The organism is Methylobacterium sp. B1, from assembly GCF_000333255.1.
Taxonomy (GTDB): domain Bacteria; phylum Pseudomonadota; class Alphaproteobacteria; order Rhizobiales; family Beijerinckiaceae; genus Methylobacterium; species Methylobacterium fujisawaense.
Genome location: NZ_BACT01000593.1, coordinates 1 through 21,101 on the forward strand (window position 1 = coordinate 1; position 21,101 = coordinate 21,101).

A 21,101-nucleotide genomic window follows, 5' to 3' on the forward strand; every position below is an offset into this window, starting at 1 on the left:
CTTCCTCTCCGTCCCTACGGGCCGCGACGCACGATCCAGACCTTGAGCGCCGCCGCACTTCTCGATGGAACGGCACCCGTCGCCGCTCTGGCGGACCGTGTCGTGGTGATCGGCGCGACGGCACTCGGGGGCAGCGACACCTTTGCGACGGCGTTCGATCCCGTGATGCCCGGCGTCGAACTGCTGGCGACCGGCATCGCCCATCTGACCACGGGCGACGGACTCGTGCGCGATGCGCGCGTTCGGCGGCTCGACGGGGTGGCGGCCGGGATTCTCGCGGGCGCTGCCGTGCTCCTGATCGCGCTGGCCCCACCGCTCCCAGCAGCCATCCTCGTACTCCTCCTGCTGGCCGCCTGGTTCGCTCTGGGCACCGTCGCCTTCAGCCAGGGCATCTGGATGAGCGCCGCCCTGCCGCTCGCAGCCGCTGGCCTGCCGACGCTCCTGTGCGCGGTGGCGCGCCAGACGCTGGATCGCCGCCAGGGCCTGAGGCTCGCGCGATCGGAGCAGGCCCTGCGCCGACTTCAACCCGCCGCGCTCGCGGAACGGCTCGCCTGGGACCCGACCTATCTGGCCGCACCCCTCACGCGCGAGATCCCGGTGCTCTTCATCGATCTGACCGGCTTCACCGGCCAGAGTGAGCGCCTGGGCCCGGTCCGCACCCGCGCCCTCCTCAAGACGTTCCACGATCTCGTGGACGAGACCGCCTCGTCGCACAAAGGCCTCGTCGTCAACTTCATGGGCGACGGCGCGATGGTCGTGTTCGGCGCCCTGGACCCCGATCCCGCGCAGGCGGAGAACGCCGTGCGGGCGGCCGGCGATCTCATCGTCCGGACTCGCGACTGGATCGCGCGCGATCCCGAACTGGCAGGCGCCGGACGGGCGCTCGACGTGCGGATCGGCGCGCATTCCGGACCGGCGATCCTCTCGCGCCTCGGCAGCGACACCAATCAGCAGGTCACGGCGACGGGCGATACCGTCAACGTCGCGAGCCGCCTGCTGGCCGTGGCGTCGGAGGCCAAGGCCCGCCTCGCCGTCAGCGCCGATCTCCTGACGGCTGCCGGCATCGTTGAGCCGGCCGGCCTCTTCGACGAGCGGCGGACGGCTTCCATCCGCGGACGGTCCCAACCCATCGCGGTTTGGTTGACGCGCGAACCTGCGCGGCTGCCATAGATCCCGCGCCACGCCGCGTTTCCGGGCCTCTGTGACCGCGGTCACAGCGGTCGGACATCGTCAGGCGCAGAGTGCTGTCACCCCAACAGGGAGAAGCACGATGAAGACGACTTCGACGAAGACGATGATGGTCGCAGGTCTCGCAATCGCGACACTGGCCGGCGGTGCCGCCAGCGCCGATGCCCGCGGGTTCGGTCACGGCGGATTTGGTTACGGCAACTTCGGCCATCACGGCGGCTTCGGCCATCGCGGATTCGGGTACGGTCGCTTCGGAAACGGCGGGTTCGGCCACCATCGATACTTCCACCACCGTGGCTACCGTCGGCACTTCGGCGGGTTCGACTGGAATTATCCCACGGGTGGCTACTTCCTGAGCTCGGATTTCAGGGATTACCGCGTCGTCTACAACCCCTTGTTCTTCGGACACGAGCGCGTCTGCAGCTGACGGAGCATCCGTCTTCGGCTGATTGAGGCCCCGGTGCGCGATCGGCCGCCGCTGCACCCGCAGCGGCGGCCGGTTGGCCGACGTCGTCACACCAAAGCTTGCCGTGACGACGGGACGGGAGCCGGCACCCCGGACCCATTCATCCCGAAGACGCCGCCCGAATATCGAAATTCAAACCGCAACCGCATTAGACATGAGCCGAGCGGCAGCGCGGAGCGGTCGTGACTTTGTCGCCGCCGCAGCGCGTTCGCTTGAAGGCGTGCACGCGACCGTGGTGATGGTGGTCCCACCAAGGAAGATGTCGGTGCCGCGTTCCGGGCGCGCCGCGCGTCCGAGGCTGTGCCAGGGAGCAGGGCGATGACGGCGACGAGGACATCGGGACGTGCAGAGGAGCCAATCGAACCCGCAATGGGCCGCGCGACCCCTGATTTCTACGCGAGCCTGCCCCGGTTTACCGCCTTCTCCAGCCTCATGGATCCAGGCCTCTATCGGCCGCTTCCCACGACCTGGTGGCTGGGTGTGACTGATGTCGTCGGCTCTCAGCAGCAGATCGGGCTCGGCCGCTACAAGGCGGTCAATGCGGCCGGCGCAGCCATCATCGCGGCCGTTTCGAATGCCCTCGGCCGGCGCGCGTTCCCGTTCGTCTTCGCCGGCGACGGGGCAAGCTTCGCGATTGCCCCGGAAGACGTAGACGCCGCCAGAGAAGCGCTGGCCGCAACGGCCGTCTGGGTCGGCGAGGCGCTGCAGCTCGAGTTGCGCACCGCTCTGGTACCGGTCTCAGCCGTGCGCGATCGCGGGCTCGACGTGCGCGTCGCGCGCTACGCGCCCAGTGCTCACGTGTCCTATGCCATGTTCAGCGGAGGCGGCCTGCCCTGGGCAGAGACCGCCATGAAGGCCGGCGACTATGCCGTCCTACCGGCTGAGCCCGGTAGCCAGCCCGACCTGACCGGCCTCTCCTGCCGCTGGCAGGCAATCCGTCCCCGCCACGCGTTGATTCTCTCGCTCATGCTCGTGCCGCAGCACAGCGGCGACGCGCCGGCCTTCCGGCAACTCGTGCAAGAAATCCTGCACAGTGTGGAGATCAGTGCCGAGGTCGCACATCCGATGCAGGATGAGGGACCGCAGATGCACGGACCGTGGGCGGGCCTGGATCTTGAACTGCGCGCCATGCCGGGCTCCCGTCGGAGCCGCCTCTGGCGCAAGCTTCACCTCGTGGCACGATCGATCCCCGAATACCTGATTTACCGCATCGGCTTGCGGGTGGGAGGGTTCGATCCGGCCGCGCTTCGGCACGAGATCGTCGGGAATACGGACTTCCGCAAATACGATGATGCGCTGCGGATGACGCTGGACTGCACAGAGGCCTTCGCGGATCAGCTGGAGGCGCAGCTCGCCGGTGCGGAGGCGCGGGGGATCTGCCATTTCGGGCTGGAACGGCAATTGGCTGCGCAGTTGACCTGCATCAGCCCTCCGGTGCCCGGCCGCGGGCACATGCACTTCATCGATGGCGCTGGCGGAGGCTACGCCGCGGCCGCCGCAAGGCTGAAGGCTCGGGCGGCAAGCGTCGGGGCCGTGGTGCCGACCAGCCCGTGAGGGGGCTGTGAAGCCTGGCTGCTGCCGGATGAAGCGCGGGCGCTCGGGACGACCTACCTCGAGCGGCGTTCAGGATCACTGTGCAGCACCGCATCGGCGAGCGTTTGGTCGATGACGGGACCTTCGCGGTCGGCGCCAGCCTGATCGGTGCCGCTGCATGCGAGCGGCGACCGGTGGAAGCCGCGAAAATCTTCACCGTGTCGGTTCTTCTCCGGCCTGGGATCTTTGCGGAAGAGATGTCCGCTTCGGAGCGTTCTCGAAACAAGCTGAATGACCGGGATGGGCGCATTGCTGCCGGGCTGGTTCCGAAGTCCCTCGGTTTAGAAGCCGAGGGGCCAAACGCTCAAATTTCCGTCCCTTCTGCCAAGGTCAAAGCATCCTCGACATCGACACCGAGGTACCTAGAGGCTGTTACGGACCTACGGCTGCGCCAGTTTCGGAGGGATGCAGTCCCGTCACGCCTATCCGTCTGATGTCAGCGATGAAGAGTGGGCGCTGGTCGCCCCCTACCTGACCTTGCTTCCCGAAACGGCCGCTCAACGCGAGCACAGTCTGCGGGAGGTGTTCAACGGGCTGCGCTACGTGGTGCGATACGGCGTGGCTTGGCGTGCGATGCCCCACGATCTGCCGCCCTGGCACGCCGTGTACGATCAAGCCCAACGCTGGTTGAGGGCGGGCTGCTTCGAGACCTTGGTCCACGACCTGCGCGCCGTGCTGCGCCTGGCTTCGGGCCGGACCGAGGAACCTTCGGCCGTGGTCCTCGACAGCCGGACGCTGCGCTCGACGCCGGAGAGTGGGGCCCGCGCCGTTTGGGACGGCCATAAGCGCACCCGGGGTTCGAAACTGCACGCGGCCGTCGATACGCTCGGGCAGGTGCTGGCGTTGCACGTCACGCCCGCCAATGCCGATGACCGCGCCGCCGTGGCAACATTGGCTGATGCCGTGCAGGAGGCGACCGGCGACAGCGTGGATCTCGCCTACGTCGATCAGGGCTATACCGGCGAGCGTGCGGCGAAGGCGGCAGCCGATCACGGCATCGCCCTGGAGGTCGTGAAGCTACCCGAGACCAAGCGCGGCTTCGTCCTGCTGCCACGCAGATGGGTCGTCGAACGCGCCTTTGCTTGGATGGCCCGTTTCCGCCGACTGGCTCGTGACTACGAGCGCTTGCCCGCCACTCTGGCCGGATTGCACCTCGTCGCCTTCAGCGTCCTGCTCCTCCGCAGGGTCGCCGACTTCGCTGCAGTCCGTAACAGCCTCTAACCGGCTCTCGATCTTTGCATGGCCGGGCAGGATCTGAACGGCACGCAGGTTGCCGGTCCGCTTGTCGATCAACGACGCCTTTGTTCGACGCAGGAAGTGGGTGCCGTAATCCTCGTTCCGCAGACCGATGCCCGCGACCCACTCGTCGACCAACCGCGCATACTGCCGGGTGCTGATGTGCGTGATGCCGTCGAGCCTGCTCGGGAACGCATCGTCGTCGAGCGTTCCACCCCGGGCCTCCAGCCATGCCAGGATGCTGGTGCGAGCAGGCTCGAGAAGCTCGAACAGCACTGGCCGGCCGGTCTTTCGCTGAATGACGATGGCCCGGCTGCGGACACGACCGCCGCCGACAAGATCGCTGATCTTCAGCTTGACGATATCCCCGAATGGCCCAGACCTGCTGAGGTTTAAGCGCTCGCTTAGCGCCAAGCTTGCGACCCGCATTCCAGGCCGATCGGCCTTGCGTTGCCGGATCGTGTCCGGAGTGTTCCATCGTCTGTCTCCTCGCCGGCCCATGCCGACCAGGCGAGAAGACACCCGATCCGATGCCCCTGGGGTGAGGTCAGACTAAGCGGACGGGCCGGTTGCGACCCAACCCAGCCGTGTGGTCAGCCGCAGGCGCTTGCCGAAAGCTGCCGTCGGTTGGACGCAAGTCAAGCGACCTGGTCAGCCTGAGGCGTCGCTCTATCTGGATCGCGTCTAGAAATCGTTCGTCGTGACTGACGACGAGTAGGGCACCGTCATATGCGGCAAGCCCCGCCTCGACAGCCTCGATCGAGTCAATATCGAGATGATTCGTTGGCTCGTCTAGGATGAGCAGGGGCGGCGGAGCCCGACCGCCCAGAACACAGGCGAGGCCGGCACGGAGCATCTGCCCACCGCTCAAACTGTGCACGAACTGCAGAGAGGCATTCGCCCGGAACTGGAACCGGGCCAGCGCTGCCCGGCAGGCATTCTCACCTTCGGTTGGATTGAGCCGCTTGAAATTCTCTAGGATTGTCTCGCCTGGATCAAGCAGACTGACCTGTTGATCCAGAATCACGGAGTTAACATAGAGCGCGACTTCACCAGACCAAGGTTTCAACAAACCTGTAAGAAGGCGCAAAAGCGTCGACTTGCCGGACCCATTCGGTCCAACAAGTGCCACGCGCTCTGGACCGACGATCGCGAGAGACGTATCACGGAGTACGGGCGCGTCTGGGGCATATCCCGCGGTAACCTTTTCCAGCACGAGAACCCGCCGGTTGGCCGACAGGCCCGTCGGCGCGAGCGTCACCCGAAGTTGCTGCAGGGCCTCAAGTTGTTCGCGCGCAACGGCGGCACTGGCGTTGGCCTCGGCCAGTCGATTCTCTGCCAGACGGGCTTGGACGCCACCGGTCGCCTCGCTGCGGTTTTTCTGCGCGCCGAGCAGGATGCGCGGCGCATCGCCTTTGGTGGCGGCGCGTGCACCAACGCTGTCCTTACGAGCCTTGCGCTCGGCAGCAACCTGTGCTGCACGAGCGGCGGCGGCCACTTGCTTCTCGGCATCGGCGAGGTCGTGCTCAGCGGCCGCGAGCTTCAGATCCTTCTGCGCACGGTATGCACTCCAGCCGCCACCGTATCGGCTAGTGGCAAGCGCCGTGACCTCCACAATCGTGTCCATACTCTCGAGAAGAGCCCGATCATGGCTGACGACGAGCGCTCCACCGCGCCAATCGGCCAGCAGAGCGGCAACTGCGTCCCAACCCTTTCGATCGAGGTTGTTCGTAGGCTCATCGAGCAGCAGGAAGTCTGGTCGAGAAAATACTAAGGCGGCGAGCGCAGCACAGGTGCGTTGCCCGCCTGACAGGCTCGCGAGAGGCGTGTCGAGTGCAATCGCCAAGCCGAAGCGAGCGAGCGCGGCCTCAAGCCGTGCTTCCAGCGTCCAATCGGCATCGGCCAGATCCTCTGCGTCGGCCTCGCCGCGCTCGGCTCGACGCAGCACCGCAAGATCGCGCCGGACGCCAAATAGGTCGGCGACACATTCAGATGCGTCCACGTGGACAAGCTGGCGCATGACGCCCAAGCGGCCGTGCCGCGAGACCGACCCGGCACTCGGTCGGAGATCGCCCGCGATCAAGCGGAGCAGTGTCGACTTGCCAACGCCGTTACGTCCAACCAGGCCGGTCCGCTCGGGACCGAAGGCGAGATTGATGTCTGAAAAGAGCGGGCGGCCGTCTGGCGTCGACCAGGAAAGGCGCGAAAGCGTGATGAACGCGGACATGGATCTATTCCCGAAACAGGCTTGGATAAAAAGCAGGTTCGGGCGAGGATCACATGGCGAGACGGCACTCTGATAAGCGGCTGCGAACTAGACTCACAATCCATGAGGCGCAAGGCGCTCGGCGAAATCACAGTCATCGCCGGGAGCCGTGTGGTTTCTCTGCACCGGATTCTCTCAGCGCGCGTAGCGTGTGAAGACGTAGTCGCGGTCTTTCACACGCGCTTCGTGACACGCGAAGCAGGTTCGGTGCTCCGCTTCGTCGGCCGGCTTACCGTCGACGAAACGCCCGAAGCCCCAACCACCCGAGGCCGGGTAGCGCTTCGAGTCCTTCATCATCACCTGCACGGTCGTCGCCATCCCCGGCACGGTGGCCGCCTCGAACTCGGGCGAGGCCACATGCTTCCAAGCCAGCTTCACCAAAACCGTCCCGTCAGGGAACGGCAGCGTGCCGCGCGTGTAGGCTTCCGCCGCCACCGCGTTTCCCAGGACGACGCGCAGCTCGTTGAGTGGTTCACCCTCCGAGGCCGGGGCGATGAGAAGCCACCTGCGATAGCCGTCTGGGATCGTGACACCATAGATTGGTGAGGCCGGCTTTCCGACGTCCTGAGCAGTGCCGGCTGACACAAGGGCGAACCCGGCGGTGAGACGGGCTGCCGCGGCCAGCAGCCGCCGGTGCATGCGGAAATCAGAAGCCATCGACGTCGACCACCGCACGCGCGAAAGCCTGCGGCGCTTCCTGCGGGAGATTGTGACCAATGCCGCCGGTGATCAGGCGGTGCTCGTAGCGGCCGGCAAACTTCCTGGCGTAAGTCTCGGGCTGCGGATGCGGGGCGCCATTTGCGTCCCCCTCCAGAGTGATGGTCGGCACGCGAATGTCCGGCGCTTGCGCCAGCCGGTTCTCCAGGGCCTCGTATTGCCGTTCCCCTTCGGCAAGGCCGATCCGCCACCGGTAGTTGTGGATGACGATGCTGACGTGGTCCGGATTGTCGAGGGCCTGAGCGCTCCGCTCGAAAGTCGCGTCATCGAAACGCCACCCCGGTGAGGCAGTCTGCCAGATTAGTCGGGCGAAATCCTTCCGATATGCCTCGTAGCCGGCCCGTCCCCGGCTGGTGGCGAAGTAGAATTGATACCACCAAGACAGCTCGGCCTTCGGCGGCAACGGCTTCTTGCCGGCCTCCTGATTGCCGATCAGATAGCCGCTCACCGAGACCAGCGCCTTGCACCGCTCCGGCCAGAGCGCCGCGACGATGCCGGCCGTCCGCGCTCCCCAGTCAAAGCCGCCGAGAACGGCCCGGGCGATACCGAGGGCGTCCATCAAGACGATGACATCGACAGCCAGTGCGGCCTGCTCACCGTTACGGACCGCGTCGTGGGCTAAGAAGCGGGTTGTGCCGTAGCCGCGGAGATGGGGGATGATCACCCGGTACCCGGCTGCAGTGAGGATCGGGACGACCTCCGCGAATGCGTGGATGTCGTAGGGCCAGCCGTGCAGCAAGATGACCGCCGGGCCATCGGCCGGGCCGGCTTCGACATATCCGACGTTGAGCACGCCGGCATCGATCTGCTTCAGCGTGCCGGGCATGGGACCGGCCTTCGCGATGGACGCAGTCTCCCCGCGTGCAACACCGACGAGCCCCACTTCCGCGACGGCGACGGTCGCTACAGCGGTCCCGAGGAGTCGGCGGCGGCTCCAAGTGTGGGTATCGGGATGGATGTCCCTCGGCATGAGCAGCTCCCTGACTTGGCGTCTTCGATGCTTCACGGACTGCCCTAAGCCGCGGTGGCGCGCTTTGAGAGGGCATTGGCGCGCTCTTGAGAGCATCATGATTTATGCGGGAGACCATGCGTGCTAAGCCATCGCGCGCTGCCGCGGACGCCTCGTGATCTACCGGTTCGGACCCTTCACCCTTGATGCTACCCGGCGCGAGCTGAGCACGGACGGGACCCTTGTCGCCGTCGAGCCTCAGGTTTTCGACGTTCTCAAGTTCTTGATCGAGGCGCGCGACCGGGTAGTCACCCGCGACGACCTGCTCGAGGCAGTCTGGCACGGCCGTATCGTTTCCGAGGCGACGCTCGGCAGTCGCATCAACGCCGCCCGCGCCGCGATCGGCGACACCGGCGCGGCGCAGCAGCTGATCCGAACCCTGCCCAGGAAGGGCCTGCGCTTCGTCGCTCCTGTCCAGGAGGTCGCCGACGGCAGCGCCCGGACAGAGGAAGCCATTGGCGTGGCGCACGGCGCGCTCCGTTTTGCGCGGTTGCCGGCAATCGCCGTCCTGCCCTTCTCGAATCTCAGCGGCGACCCAGCGCAGGACTATTTCGGCCAAGGCATGGCCGAGGAGATCATCGTTACCCTCTCCCGAAGCAGCGGCCTGTTCGTGATCGCTAGCAATTCTTCCTTCACCTACCGGGGTGCCAGCATCGATATTCGCCAAGTCGGGCAGGAACTCGGCGTCGGCTACGTGCTCGCGGGCAGCGTGCGCCGGAGCGCTACGCGGCTGCGCATCACCGGCCAGCTCATCGACGCTGCCTCCGGAGCCTACATCTGGTCTGATCGCTTCGACGGGGATCCGGAGGACGTGTTCGACCTGCAGGACCGAGTGGCGGAGTGCGTCGCCGCGGTCATCGAGCCTACCCTCCAGCGCGCCGAGCTCGGCCGCCTGCAGCGGGAACGCCCGGTGCAGCTCGACGCCTACGACCTTACCTTGCGGGCCTACGCCCATTTGGCCGCGTTCACCGCGGAGAGCCTGTTAGCGGCGCTGGATCATTTCGACCAAGCCCTGGTCGTGGACCCAGACTACGCGCAAGCCCTGGCCGCGGCCGCCTACACGCGCGCGCAATGCCACTTCCAAGGGTGGATGCATCAAACGGACACCGACCGCAGGGCCGCCGTCAGCGCGGCGTGGCGCGCCGTCGAGATCGCGCCCGAAGACGCTCAAGTGCTCTGGATGGCGGCGTTCGCCATCTGGAACATGGCTGGAGTCGACCGCGAGCGCGCACGCATTCTCTTTCGCCGCTCGCTGCTCATCAACCCCAACTCGGCGATGGCCCTGACCCTGGCAGGCTGGATCGAGACTATGTGCGGCAACCGGGACGAGGGCCGTGCGATGGCACTGCGCGCGCAAAAGCTCAACCCGCGAGACCCGCGCGGTTGGCTCATGTCCGGCGTTCTTGCCCTCGCCTCGGTCATCGACGAGGATTATGCGGAAGCTGCCCGCTTGGCTGAGCAGGCGCTGGCCCAGAACGGCCGCTTTGCCGTGGCCTTACGTGTCCTAGCGGTTGCTCTCGTAAAGCTCGGTCAGACCGAGCAGGCGCGCATCGCTGTCAGAACACTGCTTCGTGTCGAGCCGGACCTGACAGTAAGCGCGTTCTTCGCCCGTATCCCAGTTCCACTCGCCAGCATGGCAAGGACTTATGCCGAGTCATTGCAGATCGCCGGCTTGCCGGAGTGAACAATACGCGAGCGATCGCCAACGAACGGATTCTTGCGGGCGCGGGTGATTCCGTCACAATGACGTCCTGCTCCCTTCCGTCTGCCCACTTGGAAGCCTCGTGAGGACGTGTCCGCATCAGAGAGATTGACCTTCGTTCCTGTGTGTCCGGCATGGGCGCCCAGCCGAACGGCCAGTTCTGCGCGTGATCGCGATGGGGCGTGACGTAGTCTGGCCGAAAGCCGTCGGTTTGCTCCGAAAAAGCCCCTGAAAAGCGGACAGCTTCCTCTCGACCCTACCTGGTCTTTTGGGCTTCCCGGCGTGATGGCTTCGCGCGGACGCAGAGCTCAAGATAATTCAGAGCTAAAGCTGAGCGAAAGCCGCTAGTGATTCCTGATGAAGGCGAACACGCAGATAATCTGTCCTAGAAAATTCGTCTCGATTGGATCATCTGCTTTGCGGCCCACGGCGATCATGGAATGGATCGACTCGAACCACGTTCGATCAGCCGCCCCCGGAGGGAAATCGTCTCGTCCGGCAACGTCCTGTCTCGCATCCGCGCTTGCAACAGGTCGAGCGCTCGGCTGATCATCGGCCCGATGGGCTGCTCGACCGTCGTCAGATTGTAGATCGGCCGGGCCGATTGTGGCAGGCCGTCGAAGCCGACGACCGCGATGTCCCGGCCGACGGCGATGCCGGCCAAGCGTAGGGCATCGAGGACGCCGTAGGCCATGATGTCGCTCACGGCGTAAACCGAGTCGGGGCGCTCTGCCATCGTCAAAGCCGCGATTTGCTGGCCCGCCGCGAAACCGCCCTCGTAACAGGATTGGCCGTCGAGGCGGAGCACCGGCGGATGGCCGGCGGCCTGCATGAAGGTCGTGAACCCGGCGTCGCGCTCGCGGGCGGTCGAGGATGGGGTCGAGGTGCGGACCAGAGCTGTTCGGCGCCGCCCCCGGCGGAGGAGCAACTCACCGAGTTGCACGGAGCCGAATTCGTTGTCGCACACCACCGCACAGGTATCCGCCTGCGCGACGCGGTTGACCATGACGACCGGCACGGCGTTCGCCGCGCAGACCGCTCCGACATGGGACGGCAGATCCACCGAACTGATGAGGCACCCATCGACCTGATACTGGAGCAGGGCGTCCGCCATACTGTTCTCCAGGGGGCCGGGGCCCGCGTGGATGACGAGCAGGCGCATTCCGCGCTCGCCGATCTGGCGCACCGCCTCGTAGAGCAGCTGAGTATAGAAGGGATTCGTGATCGGGCCGACGACGACCCCGATCAACCCACTCTGTCCCGAGGCCAGGGCCCTCGCCGAGGCGTAGGGCGTATAGCCGAGTTCCGACGCCACCCGCGCGATGCGCGCGCGGGTCTCGGGCGAGATCCGCTTATCGCCCTTCAACGCGCGGGAAATGGTCGAGGGGGCGACCCCTGCCGCCTCCGCGACGGTCACGATCGTCGCTCTCCGCTCGCTCATCCCTGCCTCGTGTTTGTTGCCGTTTCATGCGCAAAAATTTGCGCATAGTTGCGCACCGCAACAACGAAATATCCGGCTTTTGGCGCCCGATACGTGCCCCGTTGCGTTGACGGGCCCCGTCGATCGAAATAATTCTGACGATCAGTTGAGCAAACGTTTGCGCAAAGTCGGGCCGCATCGGTCCTCAGTCCGGTGGGGCGGCGATATCGCAACGAACAGGGAGGTCGCGGGGTGAGCGACACGCGCCAGATCAAGATGGTGGGGTTCATGCAGGCGCAGAACTGCTCCATTGCCCCGGGGTCCTGGCGGCACCCGGGCGGTGCCACGGATTTTACGACCCCGGAGTACTTCCAGCGCCTTGCCCGCGTCATGGAGGAGGGCAAGTTCCACCTCACCTTCTTCGACGACCGGCTTGCTATGCCGGATATCTATGCCGACGACTACCGCGACGCGGTCTCCAACGGCGTTCGGGCCGTGAAGATGGACCCGTTCTGCATCCTCACCATGATGGCGGCCGTGACCAGCCGCCTCGGTGTCGGCGTCACGTATTCCACGACCTATTACGAGCCGTTCCACGTCGCGCGCCTGTTCGGCACCCTGGATCTCATGAGCAAGGGGCGGGCTGCCTGGAACGTCGTGACGTCGCTCAACAACTCCGAGGCCGCGAATTTCGGGCGCACGGAGCACCTGCCTCACGACCTTCGCTACGACCGGGCGGACGAGTTCATGGAGGTCGTCATGGGCCTCTGGGACAGCTGGGAGGACGGGGCGATCGTCCTCGACAAGCAGACCGGACAGTTTGCGGATCCCGCCAAGGTTCATGCCCTGAACCACAAAGGACAGTACTTCGCGGCCAAGGGCCCGCTGCCGGTGCCCCGCTCGCCACAGGGCCACCCGGTGCTGATCCAGGCCGGTCAGAGCGGCCGCGGCCGGTCTTTCGCGAGCCGCTGGGGCGAGCTGATCTTCGTCGTCTATCCGAACCTCGAAGCCGGCCGGAAGCAGTACCGGGAGCTCAAGAGCGCGATCGCAGCGGCGGGGCGGGATCCGAACAGCGTGAGCGTGTGCCCGGCCTGCTACGTCGTCGTCAGCGACAGCCAGGCCGCCGCCGAGGAGCGCCGCGAATACATCCGCGCCCTCGCCAAGCCCGTCGATGCCGTCGTGCTGCTCTCCGAGGCGCTCAACTTCGATTTTGACTCGAAGGACCCGGATTCGGAATTCACCGACGAGGAGCTGACGCGCCTGTCCTGGAGCGGCTTCCGGGACCGGGTCGTCGCCCTCAGCGGGAAGCAGAATCCCACCGTCCGCGACTTCGTCCACTTCTCCGGACGCGGCACGATCGGCGAGTTCCCGATCTTCTGCGGCACGGCCAAATCCATCGCCGACCAGATGGAGGAATGGTTCCAGGGCGGAGCCTGCGACGGCTTCGTGCTCGCGGCGACCCACGCGCCCGGCGCCTTCGAAGACTTCACCCGCTACGTCGTGCCGGAACTGCAGCGGCGTGGCCTCTACCACAAGGACTACGCCGGCACGACGCTGCGGGAGAATCTCGGTCTTCCGCGTCCCCAGGCCGGGGACTGGCGCAAGGTTGGGAGTTCGTCATGAGTGCATGGCTCAAGCCGAAGCGGGTCGACGACGCGGCACATGTCGACCCGGACGAGTTCCGCCGCTGCATGCGGGAGGTTCCGGGCGCCGTCGCGATCATCACCTGCGGCGAACCTGGCGCGCGGACCGGCCTGACGGCGACGGCGGTCTGCTCCCTCACCGATGCGCCGCCGACGTTGCTCGTCTGCGTGAACGGAACGGCCAGCGCCCATCCGGTGATCTGCCGGACGGCGCGGTTCGCGGTCAACATCCTGGCCGAGGCGGACTTGGCGGTCGCGGGCCTCTTCGCGGGCCGGACCGGGCTCAAGGGCGAGGACCGCTTCGACCAATTGACCTGCACGCAGGCGCCGGACGGGTCGCCGATCATCGAGGATGCCCTGGCGAGCTTCGATTGTGCGCTGGAGGCGGAGCATCGCTACGGCACCCACTCGGTGTTCATCGGCCGCGTCCTGTCGGCGGCGACCAACCCGCGGCGCAACCCCCTTCTCTACCTCGACGGCCGGTTCGGCACCTTCACCGAGACCGCCGCCAACGCCTCGTCCCGGTGACGACGCCCCACAGCAGGAGCAGCTCGTGAACGAATTTCGGATGCTCTCCACCAGCGGGATCCTCGGCTACGGTTTCGCCGAGGAATCGCTGAAGATCGGCATGACGTGGGAGCCGCACGTCATCGGCTGCGATGGCGGCAGCACCGATCCCGGACCGTACTATCTCGGCTCCGGCAAATCCTTCACCTCGCGGCTCTCCGTGAAGCGCGACCTGCGCCTGATGCTGATGGCCGCGGTCGCGGCGCGCATCCCCTGCATCATCGGCACGTCGGGCGGCGCGGGCGGCGAGCCCCACCTGCAGGATACGGCCGCCCTCGTGCGGGAGATCGCCCGCGAGGAGGGCCTCTCGTTCAAGATGGCCCTCATCCATTCCGAGCAGCCCAAGGATTGGCTGTGCGACCGCATCGCCGAGGAGAAGACCCGGCCGCTCGGCAAAATGAAGCCCCTGGATCAGGCGACCGTCGACCGCGCCGAGCGCATCGTCGGCATGATGGGGCCTGAGCCCTTCGCCCGCGCCCTCGACGAGGGGGCCCAGGTCATCCTCGCGGGCCGCTCCAGCGATCCGGCTCAGTGGGCCGCCCCGGCCATGCGCGCCGGCATCCCGCCCGCGCCCGCCTGGTACGCCGGCAAGATGCTGGAATGCGGCGCGGAGCCGACCATCCCGAAGGAGCCGGACAACATCTTCCTCCGGGTCCGCGACGATCACATCGTCTGCGAGCCGCCGAACCCGATCCGCCGCTCGACGCCGCTCGCCGTGGCGAATTTCGCCCTGCACGAGAACGCGAGCCCGATCCATCACACCGAGCCGGGCGGGCTCCTCGATACCAGCGCCTGCACTTTCGAGGCGATCAGCGACCGCGCCGTCAGGGTCGGCGGCATGACCTGGACACCCGCCTCGACCTACACGGTGAAGCTCGAAGGCGTGGAGCGCGTCGGCTACCGGGCGATCACGATCTGCGGCACGCGGGACCCGGTGCTGATCGGTCAGATCGACAGCTACCTCGAAACCCACCGCAGGACGGTGGCGACGAAGGCCGCCTCGTTCGGCGTCCCGCCCTCGGACTACACGATGGTGGTGCGGACCTACGGCAAGGACGGTGTGATGGCTGCCTGGGAACCCCAGAAGGCGATCACCTCGCACGAACTCGGCTTCGTCGTCGAGATCGTCGGCCGGACCCAGGACATCGCCAACGCCGTCGTCGCGATGGCCCGCACCTCGATGCTGCATGCCGACTTCGCGGGCCGCCTCTGCAAGGAGGGCAACATGGCCTTCCCGTTCAGCCCGTCGGACATCGAACTTGGGGCGATGTACCGCTTCAGCATCTTCCACGTGGTCGCGCCGAAAGACCCGTACGAGATGTTTCCGATCGAATACGAGACGGTAAGAGGGTATCATGCCGCGCATCGGTGACATCGCACAGATCTGCAAGAGCAAGAACGCCGCCCCGTTCCTCGTGACGATCGACGTCTTGTTCGAAGACCATGACGTCTACAGACAGGTGAAGGCGACCGGCGTGCTCAACGCAGCCCTGTTCGCCAAGCTCTATGGCGTCGCGGAGGAGGACGTGCTGTTCACGCCCTACGACACGGCTGCCGCCTTCAAGGCGACCCTCCCGCGCCTCGTGCCGGCCGGCGACATCGGCGACACGGATGTCTACGGCGCCCAGCAGCACGCGCCATTGCTCGACGTCGAGATTCCGATCGACCGGCCATCGCCCGCCTGAACCATCCGATCGTCACTGCCGACAAGAGCAAGGACAGACAGGGAGGGACATGGCCATGCAAAGGCAGAGCATGGACACGCGCAAGGTCGCGTTGGCCAGCTTCATCGGTTCGACCCTCGAATGGTACGACTTCTTCATCTTCGGGACGGCCGCCGCTCTCATCTTCAACAAGCTCTTCTTTCCGGCCGCGGACGCTACGACCGGCATGATTGCCTCGTTCGCGACCTTCGCGGTGGGGTTCGTGGCGCGGCCGATCGGCGGCATCGTCTTCGGGCATTACGGCGACCGGATCGGCCGCAAAGCCATGCTGGTGCTGAGCCTCGGCATGATGGGCGCGGTGACCTTCCTGATCGGCTTGCTGCCGACCTACGAGACGGTCGGGCTCTGGGCGCCGGTCCTGCTCACCGCCCTTCGCTTCTTCCAGGGCTTCGCCGTCGGCGGGGAGTGGGGTGGCGCCACGCTCATGGTTGTGGAGCACGCGCGGCCGGAGCGGCGGGGATTCTACGGAAGCTGGCCGCAAATGGGGATTCCTGCGGCCCTTCTGCTGTCCTCCGGCGTCATGGCGGTTGTGACCGCATTGACGAGCCCGGAGCAATTCGCCGACTGGGGCTGGCGCGTGCCGTTCCTGCTGAGTGGCCTGCTCCTCGTCGTCGGCATCGTCATTCGCCGCCGTCTGGCCGAGTCGCCGAGCTTCCAGCGGCTCAAGCAGTCAGGGCGGCGGGAAGCCCTGCCGATCGGCGCGATCATCGGGCATCGCAAGCGCCTGACGGCCCTGGTGATCGGCTCCCAGGCCGCTGAAAACACCTCCTTTCACGTCTTCGCCGTCTGGGCCCTCGCCTACATGACGACCGCCATCGGGGTGCCCCGGCCCGTGGTGCTGAACGCCCTCATGATCGCCGCCACGGCCTGCCTCGTGGCGCAGCCGTTCTTCGGTGCGCTGTCCGATCGCATCGGCCGCAAGCGCGTCTTCGCCGGCGGGATGGTCTTCACCGGGCTGTTCATCGTGCCGTTCTTCCTGCTGATCGGGACCGGCAGCGCGACTCTCATTACTTTGGCGCTCGTCGGCGGCCTCGTCTTCGGGCAAGCGACCACGCAGGCGGTCCAGCCGAGCCTGTTCGCCGAGCAGTACGAGGCTCCGATCCGCTACAGCGGCGTATCCGTCGCCTACCAGTTTGCCACGGTGATCTGGAGCGGTCCGACGCCGGTCCTCGCGGCGGCGCTCTGGGCCTGGTCGGGGAGCTGGTGGCCGCTCGCCGGCTACATAGCCGCCGCGTCCGTGGTGTCGGTGCTGTGCATTCGGCCGCTGCGCGAGGCTGCAGGTCACGAACTCGGCGCCGTCGCGTCCGGGACGGGAGAGCCCGACGGCTTCGTCCTGCGGGAGGCGGTGGCATGACGTTCCGGGTCGGGCGCGCGACCGTCACGCCGATCGTCGAGATGGTCGATTCGAGCTTCGATTTGCTGCGCTTCTTCCCCCTTGCGACCGAAGCGGAGATCGCGGCCCACGAACACTGGATGGCCCCCCACCATTTCGATCCGGCAAGCCGGCGCATCCTGCTCTCGATGCATTCCTGGCTCGTGGAGACCGAGGGCAAGCGGATCCTGATCGACGGTTGCGTCGGCAACGGCAAGGTTCGGGACGCCCGGCCCGACTGGTGCAACCTGTCGACCGCATTCCTGGACCGCCTCGCGGAAGCCGGGGCCACCCCGGATGACATCGACTACGTTCTGTGCACGCATCTCCATGCCGACCATGTCGGCTGGAATACGCGGCTCATCGACGGGCGCTGGGTGCCGACCTTTCCGAACGCAACCTACGTGTTCGGTCGGACGGAGCACGCGTTCTGGCAGGCCGAACACGAGAAAGGCGCGCGCGGCCCGCATCTCCAGGCTTACCGCGACAGCGTGCTGCCTATCCTCGAGGCGGGGCGCGCCCTCGTCGTCGATGAGGATCACGTCCTCGAAGGCGTTCTCCACCTCGCGCCGGCGCCCGGCCACACGCCGGGGCACGTGGCGGTCTGGCTCCACTGCGGACCGGAGGCCGGGGCGTTCACGGGCGACATCATTCATCACCCCGTCCAGGTGTTCCATCCCGAATGGAGCTGCATGGGCTGCATCGACCCGGCCACGGCCGCGCTGACGCGCCGCCGGCTTCTGGCGCAGTTGGCGGAAGCGGAAGGCGTCCTCTTCCCAGGGCACTTCATGGCGCCCCACGCGGCACGCATCGCGACGCGTGGCGATGGCTTCGCCTTCCGGTTTCTCTGCGAGGAGGCCGAAGCGGACGGCTGAAGCTTCAGCCCGGACGACCTGGAGACACCACAACGACCCCGGGCCGATGCGGTTCGGCGGCGAGGGAGGACGCAACCATGACGAGATCGTCCATCGGGCATCGCCTGGATAGTTTGCCCCGAAGCAGGTTTCACACGCGCATGCTGTTCCTCGTCGGAGCAGGCATGTTCTTCGACGGGTTCGACATCTACCTCGCCGCCGGGGTCCTCGGAGCCCTGGTCCGCGAGGGACTCTCGGACGTCGACCGGAACGCGTGGTTCATCTCGGCGACGTTCGCGGGCATGACCGTCGGCGCCTGGCTCGCGGGCATCCTGGGGGACCGCTATGGACGGCGTTTCACCTACCAGTTCAACCTCGCGATCTTCGGGATCGCCTCGATGGCGGCGGCCTTCGCTCCCGACATCCTGTGGCTGACGGGCTTCCGCTTCGTCATGGGGCTCGGGCTCGGGGCGGAAATCGTCGTGGGCTACGGCACCCTGTCCGAGTTCATGCCGCCCGCGATCCGCGGCCGGTTCGCGGCGCTGCTCGCGGTCTTCACCAACTCGGCCCTGTTCGCGGCGACCTTCGGCGGCTTTCTGATCATCCCCTATCTCGGCTGGCGCTGGATGTTCGCCATAGCCGGGATCGGCGCCGGGATCGTCTGGCTGCTCCGGAAGAACATGCCGGAATCGCCCCGGTGGCTTGAATCGAAGGGCCGCCACGCCGAGGCCGAGGCCATCACCCGCCGCATCGAGGAACAGGTCTACGGATCGCAGGTTGCGCCCGTGCCGGCCGTCCACACCCCGATCGCCGCCCCGAGCGTTCCGCTCTCCGCCTTGTTCCAGGGCCAACTCCTGAGCCGAACGGTGACGGGTATCGTCATCAACATCGTCAACAACCTCATCACCCACGGCTTCATCACCTGGATGCCGACCTTCTTCCTGGCTCAGGGGATGACCGTCACGAAGTCTCTCGGCTTCACGGCCGTCATGACGCTCGGGGCACCGCTCGGCGCCTTCATCGGCTGCCTGCTGGCCGAGAGCCTCGGGCGCAAAAGGGGAATCGTCCTGTTCTCCTTCGTGGCCCTCGCGATCGGCTTGGCTTACCCGCAGGCAGATCACCCCGCGCTGGTCATGGGGCTCGGATTCTGCCTCGTGGCCTGCGTCTTCATCCTCGGCGCGCTCAGCATCGCCGCCTACGTGCCCGAGCTCTTTCCGACGGAGATCCGCCTGCGGGGCGTGGGTCTGTGCAGCACAGCCGGGCGCCTCGCCAACATCGGCATCCCATTCCTGATCGCCTTTCTGTACATGCAGGGTGGAATCACGGCCGTCTTGGGCCTGATCTCTGCCGGGCTCTTTGTGCAGGGCGTCGTCGTCTTCGTGCTCGGGGTCGAGACGAAGGGCATGGCCCTGGAGGCCGTCAGCACCGAGCCGAGCGACATCATCATCCACTCTCGCGTGCGACAATCGGCTTGACGGCAGTTCCACACGGGCCAGACGTCCACCCGGCTGAGTGGACGTCTGCTTTCGGCTCTTGAATTTTGGACGCCACGCATCTGCAATGGGTGGATTTCTGGCTATCCGCTTCCTTGCGGCAGAAGCATCAAAGCGGACGTCGCGGTTCCGATCGCTCCCGACCCAACGGCGACGTTCCGAAGGTCTGCCTGCGGGCATTCAAATGACGCTCAAAGATAGAGATTGGCCACTGAAGCGGAGCCGCAGCTTCAAGGTTCTCGGTAGAAATCAGCGTCTCGCGAGCCGCTCATTGAATGCACGTATCGCATTGCCAGCAAGGTTGCGCGCGTTGACGTGACAGGCCTCAGATAGTCCATCACCATCGGCAGCTGAGCCTTCATAGTAAGTGGATCCGACGGGACCGTCGTCGATCATCCAACTCGCCGAGTAACGACCTGATGCGAACGTGATGATATGCCGGAATATGATGTATGGTTCGGGCAGCCCTTGTCGTGACACCAGGCAGTAAAATTCATTAGTGAATCCGCCATTTTTGAAAGTCGCACCCTGGCCACCATGCATTAAATCGGCCTGTCCCCAAAGCACGGTCAGCTCGCTATAAAGCTTGCTGTTCGCAGCCGCCATGGCAGGCCGGGCTTGCTCCAGTTGCTGCGCCTCTGCTGTGCTCGTCAAATCACGCAGTCGTGCGATTTCTTGGTCAAGTTCATCCTCGATACTCATAGGCGCCTCGTTCAGAGCAACAAGCTGGCGCCGCATCTCTGGCGCATCACGGTGGCGTGCTTCCGGATTGTGCTGGAAGGCAACAGTGAGGATCCGCGACAGCGCCGCCCACCGTTCGTCGCTCAAGATTTCTGGACGGATTGGGCTCGGCTCTACGCGATGCGGATGTCGACCAGTATGGCCGACAGGAAGGCGTGGAGCTCGCCCAGAGAGCAGGTAGAACAGGAGACCAGCCGCCATCGCAAGATCGGAGCGGGCGTCGTAGTGGTCGCCTCCCGGCATGAACTCAGGTAGCCGTAAAAATCGGTTGCCCATCTCCCGACCTGCCGGCGTTTCGAACTCGCGGTTCTCACGGCCATGCCAGGCAATCCCGAGGTCTACCAACACGGGGTCGGACCACACGCTTCCCCGGATGATGACGTTGTCCGGCTTCAGATCGCGGTGGTGGAGCGGGAGCGCGTGCCCAACAGAGAGGATGTCTAGGACCCTAATGGTGCAAGCTAGAGCTTCGTCCAAAGACGGTGACGCTCGTTGGACGAGTTCCGTCATGGTAGGCCCGTCGATAAACTCCATAACGACGTACAAACTATCCGCCGTATTGAGCCATTTGGTCTCGTTTGCCTCAAAAACCCGGGGGACACCGTCGCCATTCATAGCTCGCAGCCCACTGACCTCAGTCAGCATTCTGAAGCGGCGTTCTCGCTGTTTCGCCGCTTCGGGGTGCAGCCGCTTGAGTGCCCCGACACGGCCGTCCGAGACATGACGAACTTGGCGAACTTCGCCCTGTCCACCGCTGCGCGGGGAAGCCGTGCTCTCTTCCCAATCCTCAAGCGCCATTCGACCCCTCTGAGCGAACATCCGCTTTGAAGCGGCGGAGAAACCGATTTGAAATGACGGAAAGGGGCGGCAAGCTCAATGTCGGGTTCTGGACAAGAGGCCAACATCGGCTTTCCACCCTGAGCCGAAGGTGCTGGACGGCTGACGGGCGGCCGCTTTGTGGAAGCGCCAGCGGCGGTCGGGACGGCTGGGTTGGGTCGCTATCGGACTGTTCGCTCGGGGTGGTGTCCGGCCCGTCCGCTTCTGGACGGCGAATGCATCGAAGCAGACAGCGCCGCCGGGTCCGTTTGGGGTGCCGACAGTCATTTTGCG

Annotated in this window: 18 protein-coding genes and 1 pseudogene; 13 read left to right on the forward strand and 6 right to left on the reverse strand. The window is 65.9% G+C overall.

Features of this window, described 5'->3' with window-relative positions; genetic code table 11:
- The 5 genes from I53_RS17370 to I53_RS17385 all read left to right on the forward strand — a co-directional run.
- Positions 1–1,170 (forward strand): adenylate/guanylate cyclase domain-containing protein (locus tag I53_RS17370; protein WP_043352875.1); only part of this gene is annotated, 1,170 nt, incomplete at its 5' end.
- A gap of 100 nt (positions 1,171–1,270) precedes the next feature.
- The gene (locus I53_RS17375) at positions 1,271–1,615 is read left to right on the forward strand and encodes a hypothetical protein (protein ID WP_043352876.1); all 345 of its coding nucleotides are present in this window, start codon (positions 1,271–1,273) and stop codon (positions 1,613–1,615) included.
- A gap of 408 nt (positions 1,616–2,023) precedes the next feature.
- Positions 2,024–3,208 carry a DUF3095 domain-containing protein gene (locus I53_RS17380; protein ID WP_043352879.1) on the forward strand — a complete coding sequence of 395 codons (1,185 nt, stop codon included), beginning with the start codon at positions 2,024–2,026 and terminating at the stop codon, positions 3,206–3,208.
- Positions 3,209–3,288: 80 nt separating this feature from the next.
- Positions 3,289–3,681: a hypothetical protein gene (locus I53_RS33385; protein WP_148291188.1), complete on the forward strand. Its 393-nt coding sequence runs from the start codon at positions 3,289–3,291 to the stop codon at positions 3,679–3,681.
- Positions 3,653–4,468, forward strand: coding sequence for an IS5 family transposase (locus tag I53_RS17385; RefSeq protein ID WP_043352881.1), 816 nt, complete (start codon positions 3,653–3,655; stop codon positions 4,466–4,468). The genes I53_RS33385 and I53_RS17385 overlap by 29 nt, the downstream gene beginning before the upstream one ends.
- A gap of 3 nt (positions 4,469–4,471) precedes the next feature.
- Here the strand turns inward: I53_RS17385 and I53_RS35205 are convergent.
- The 4 genes and pseudogenes from I53_RS35205 to I53_RS17400 form a co-directional block, all read right to left on the reverse strand.
- Positions 4,472–4,961, reverse strand: a pseudogene (locus tag I53_RS35205) (integrase); the annotation flags it as partial.
- 69 nt (positions 4,962–5,030) lie between these two features.
- Positions 5,031–6,710 carry an ABC-F family ATP-binding cassette domain-containing protein gene (locus tag I53_RS31475; protein WP_083936094.1) on the reverse strand — a complete coding sequence of 560 codons (1,680 nt, stop codon included), beginning with the start codon at positions 6,708–6,710 and terminating at the stop codon, positions 5,031–5,033.
- A gap of 174 nt (positions 6,711–6,884) precedes the next feature.
- Positions 6,885–7,406: a cytochrome P460 family protein gene (locus I53_RS17395; protein WP_205782309.1), complete on the reverse strand. Its 522-nt coding sequence runs from the start codon at positions 7,404–7,406 to the stop codon at positions 6,885–6,887.
- Positions 7,396–8,436 carry an alpha/beta fold hydrolase gene (locus tag I53_RS17400; RefSeq protein ID WP_043352889.1) on the reverse strand — a complete coding sequence of 347 codons (1,041 nt, stop codon included), beginning with the start codon at positions 8,434–8,436 and terminating at the stop codon, positions 7,396–7,398. Before I53_RS17400 ends, I53_RS17395 begins: the two co-directional genes overlap by 11 nt.
- A 154-nt stretch (positions 8,437–8,590) precedes the next feature.
- On the opposite strand from I53_RS17400, the gene I53_RS17405 reads away from it, so the two are divergent.
- Positions 8,591–10,159 carry a winged helix-turn-helix domain-containing protein gene (locus tag I53_RS17405; protein WP_043352890.1) on the forward strand — a complete coding sequence of 523 codons (1,569 nt, stop codon included), beginning with the start codon at positions 8,591–8,593 and terminating at the stop codon, positions 10,157–10,159.
- A 451-nt stretch (positions 10,160–10,610) separates the two neighbouring features.
- Here I53_RS17405 and I53_RS17410 read toward each other — a convergent pair whose 3' ends face one another.
- A complete protein-coding gene (locus I53_RS17410; RefSeq protein WP_043352893.1) occupies positions 10,611–11,618 on the reverse strand; it encodes a LacI family DNA-binding transcriptional regulator in 1,008 nt (335 codons plus the stop codon).
- 255 nt (positions 11,619–11,873) lie between these two features.
- On the opposite strand from I53_RS17410, the gene I53_RS17415 reads away from it, so the two are divergent.
- From I53_RS17415 to I53_RS17445, 7 genes are all read left to right on the forward strand, one after another.
- Positions 11,874–13,220, forward strand: a complete 1,347-nt coding sequence (locus I53_RS17415; RefSeq protein ID WP_043352908.1) for an LLM class flavin-dependent oxidoreductase — start codon at positions 11,874–11,876, stop codon at positions 13,218–13,220.
- Positions 13,217–13,768: a flavin reductase family protein gene (locus I53_RS17420; protein ID WP_083936095.1), complete on the forward strand. Its 552-nt coding sequence runs from the start codon at positions 13,217–13,219 to the stop codon at positions 13,766–13,768. Before I53_RS17415 ends, I53_RS17420 begins: the two co-directional genes overlap by 4 nt.
- A 25-nt stretch (positions 13,769–13,793) precedes the next feature.
- Complete coding sequence (locus I53_RS17425; RefSeq protein ID WP_043352896.1) at positions 13,794–15,179, forward strand: acyclic terpene utilization AtuA family protein; 1,386 nt, start codon at positions 13,794–13,796, stop codon at positions 15,177–15,179.
- On the forward strand, positions 15,163–15,492 hold the full coding sequence (locus I53_RS17430; RefSeq protein WP_043352898.1) for a DUF4387 domain-containing protein: 330 nt from the start codon (positions 15,163–15,165) through the stop codon (positions 15,490–15,492). The genes I53_RS17425 and I53_RS17430 overlap by 17 nt, the downstream gene beginning before the upstream one ends.
- Before the next feature lie 49 nt (positions 15,493–15,541).
- Entirely contained in the window at positions 15,542–16,885 is a 1,344-nt protein-coding gene (locus tag I53_RS17435) for an MFS transporter (protein WP_043352900.1), read from the forward strand.
- Positions 16,882–17,778, forward strand: a complete 897-nt coding sequence (locus I53_RS17440; RefSeq protein WP_043352903.1) for an MBL fold metallo-hydrolase — start codon at positions 16,882–16,884, stop codon at positions 17,776–17,778. Before I53_RS17435 ends, I53_RS17440 begins: the two co-directional genes overlap by 4 nt.
- Positions 17,779–17,918: 140 nt before the next feature.
- A complete protein-coding gene (locus I53_RS17445) occupies positions 17,919–19,232 on the forward strand; it encodes an MFS transporter (RefSeq protein WP_244447735.1) in 1,314 nt (437 codons plus the stop codon).
- 267 nt (positions 19,233–19,499) lie between these two features.
- On the opposite strand, the gene I53_RS31480 is transcribed toward I53_RS17445, so the two are convergent.
- Positions 19,500–20,789: a hypothetical protein gene (locus I53_RS31480; RefSeq protein ID WP_187294376.1), complete on the reverse strand. Its 1,290-nt coding sequence runs from the start codon at positions 20,787–20,789 to the stop codon at positions 19,500–19,502.
- Positions 20,790–21,101: the final 312 nt, after the last annotated feature.

What these genes read in the sequence shown, in the direction of transcription:
- I53_RS17375 (WP_043352876.1), top strand. Translation starts at nt 1,271, where the DNA reads ATGAAGACGACTTCGACGAAGACGATGATGGTCGCAGGTCTCGCAATC.
- I53_RS17380 (WP_043352879.1), top strand. Translation starts at nt 2,024, where the DNA reads ATGGGCCGCGCGACCCCTGATTTCTACGCGAGCCTGCCCCGGTTTACC.
- I53_RS17385 (WP_043352881.1), top strand. Translation starts at nt 3,653, where the DNA reads ATGCAGTCCCGTCACGCCTATCCGTCTGATGTCAGCGATGAAGAGTGG.
- I53_RS31475 (WP_083936094.1), bottom strand. Translation starts at nt 6,710, where the DNA reads ATGTCCGCGTTCATCACGCTTTCGCGCCTTTCCTGGTCGACGCCAGAC.
- I53_RS17395 (WP_205782309.1), bottom strand. Translation starts at nt 7,406, where the DNA reads ATGGCTTCTGATTTCCGCATGCACCGGCGGCTGCTGGCCGCGGCAGCC.
- I53_RS17400 (WP_043352889.1), bottom strand. Translation starts at nt 8,436, where the DNA reads ATGCCGAGGGACATCCATCCCGATACCCACACTTGGAGCCGCCGCCGA.
- I53_RS17410 (WP_043352893.1), bottom strand. Translation starts at nt 11,618, where the DNA reads ATGAGCGAGCGGAGAGCGACGATCGTGACCGTCGCGGAGGCGGCAGGG.
- I53_RS17415 (WP_043352908.1), top strand. Translation starts at nt 11,874, where the DNA reads ATGGTGGGGTTCATGCAGGCGCAGAACTGCTCCATTGCCCCGGGGTCC.
- I53_RS17420 (WP_083936095.1), top strand. Translation starts at nt 13,217, where the DNA reads ATGAGTGCATGGCTCAAGCCGAAGCGGGTCGACGACGCGGCACATGTC.
- I53_RS17430 (WP_043352898.1), top strand. Translation starts at nt 15,163, where the DNA reads ATGCCGCGCATCGGTGACATCGCACAGATCTGCAAGAGCAAGAACGCC.
- I53_RS17435 (WP_043352900.1), top strand. Translation starts at nt 15,542, where the DNA reads ATGGCCATGCAAAGGCAGAGCATGGACACGCGCAAGGTCGCGTTGGCC.
- I53_RS17440 (WP_043352903.1), top strand. Translation starts at nt 16,882, where the DNA reads ATGACGTTCCGGGTCGGGCGCGCGACCGTCACGCCGATCGTCGAGATG.
- I53_RS17445 (WP_244447735.1), top strand. Translation starts at nt 17,919, where the DNA reads ATGCTGTTCCTCGTCGGAGCAGGCATGTTCTTCGACGGGTTCGACATC.
- I53_RS31480 (WP_187294376.1), bottom strand. Translation starts at nt 20,789, where the DNA reads ATGGCGCTTGAGGATTGGGAAGAGAGCACGGCTTCCCCGCGCAGCGGT.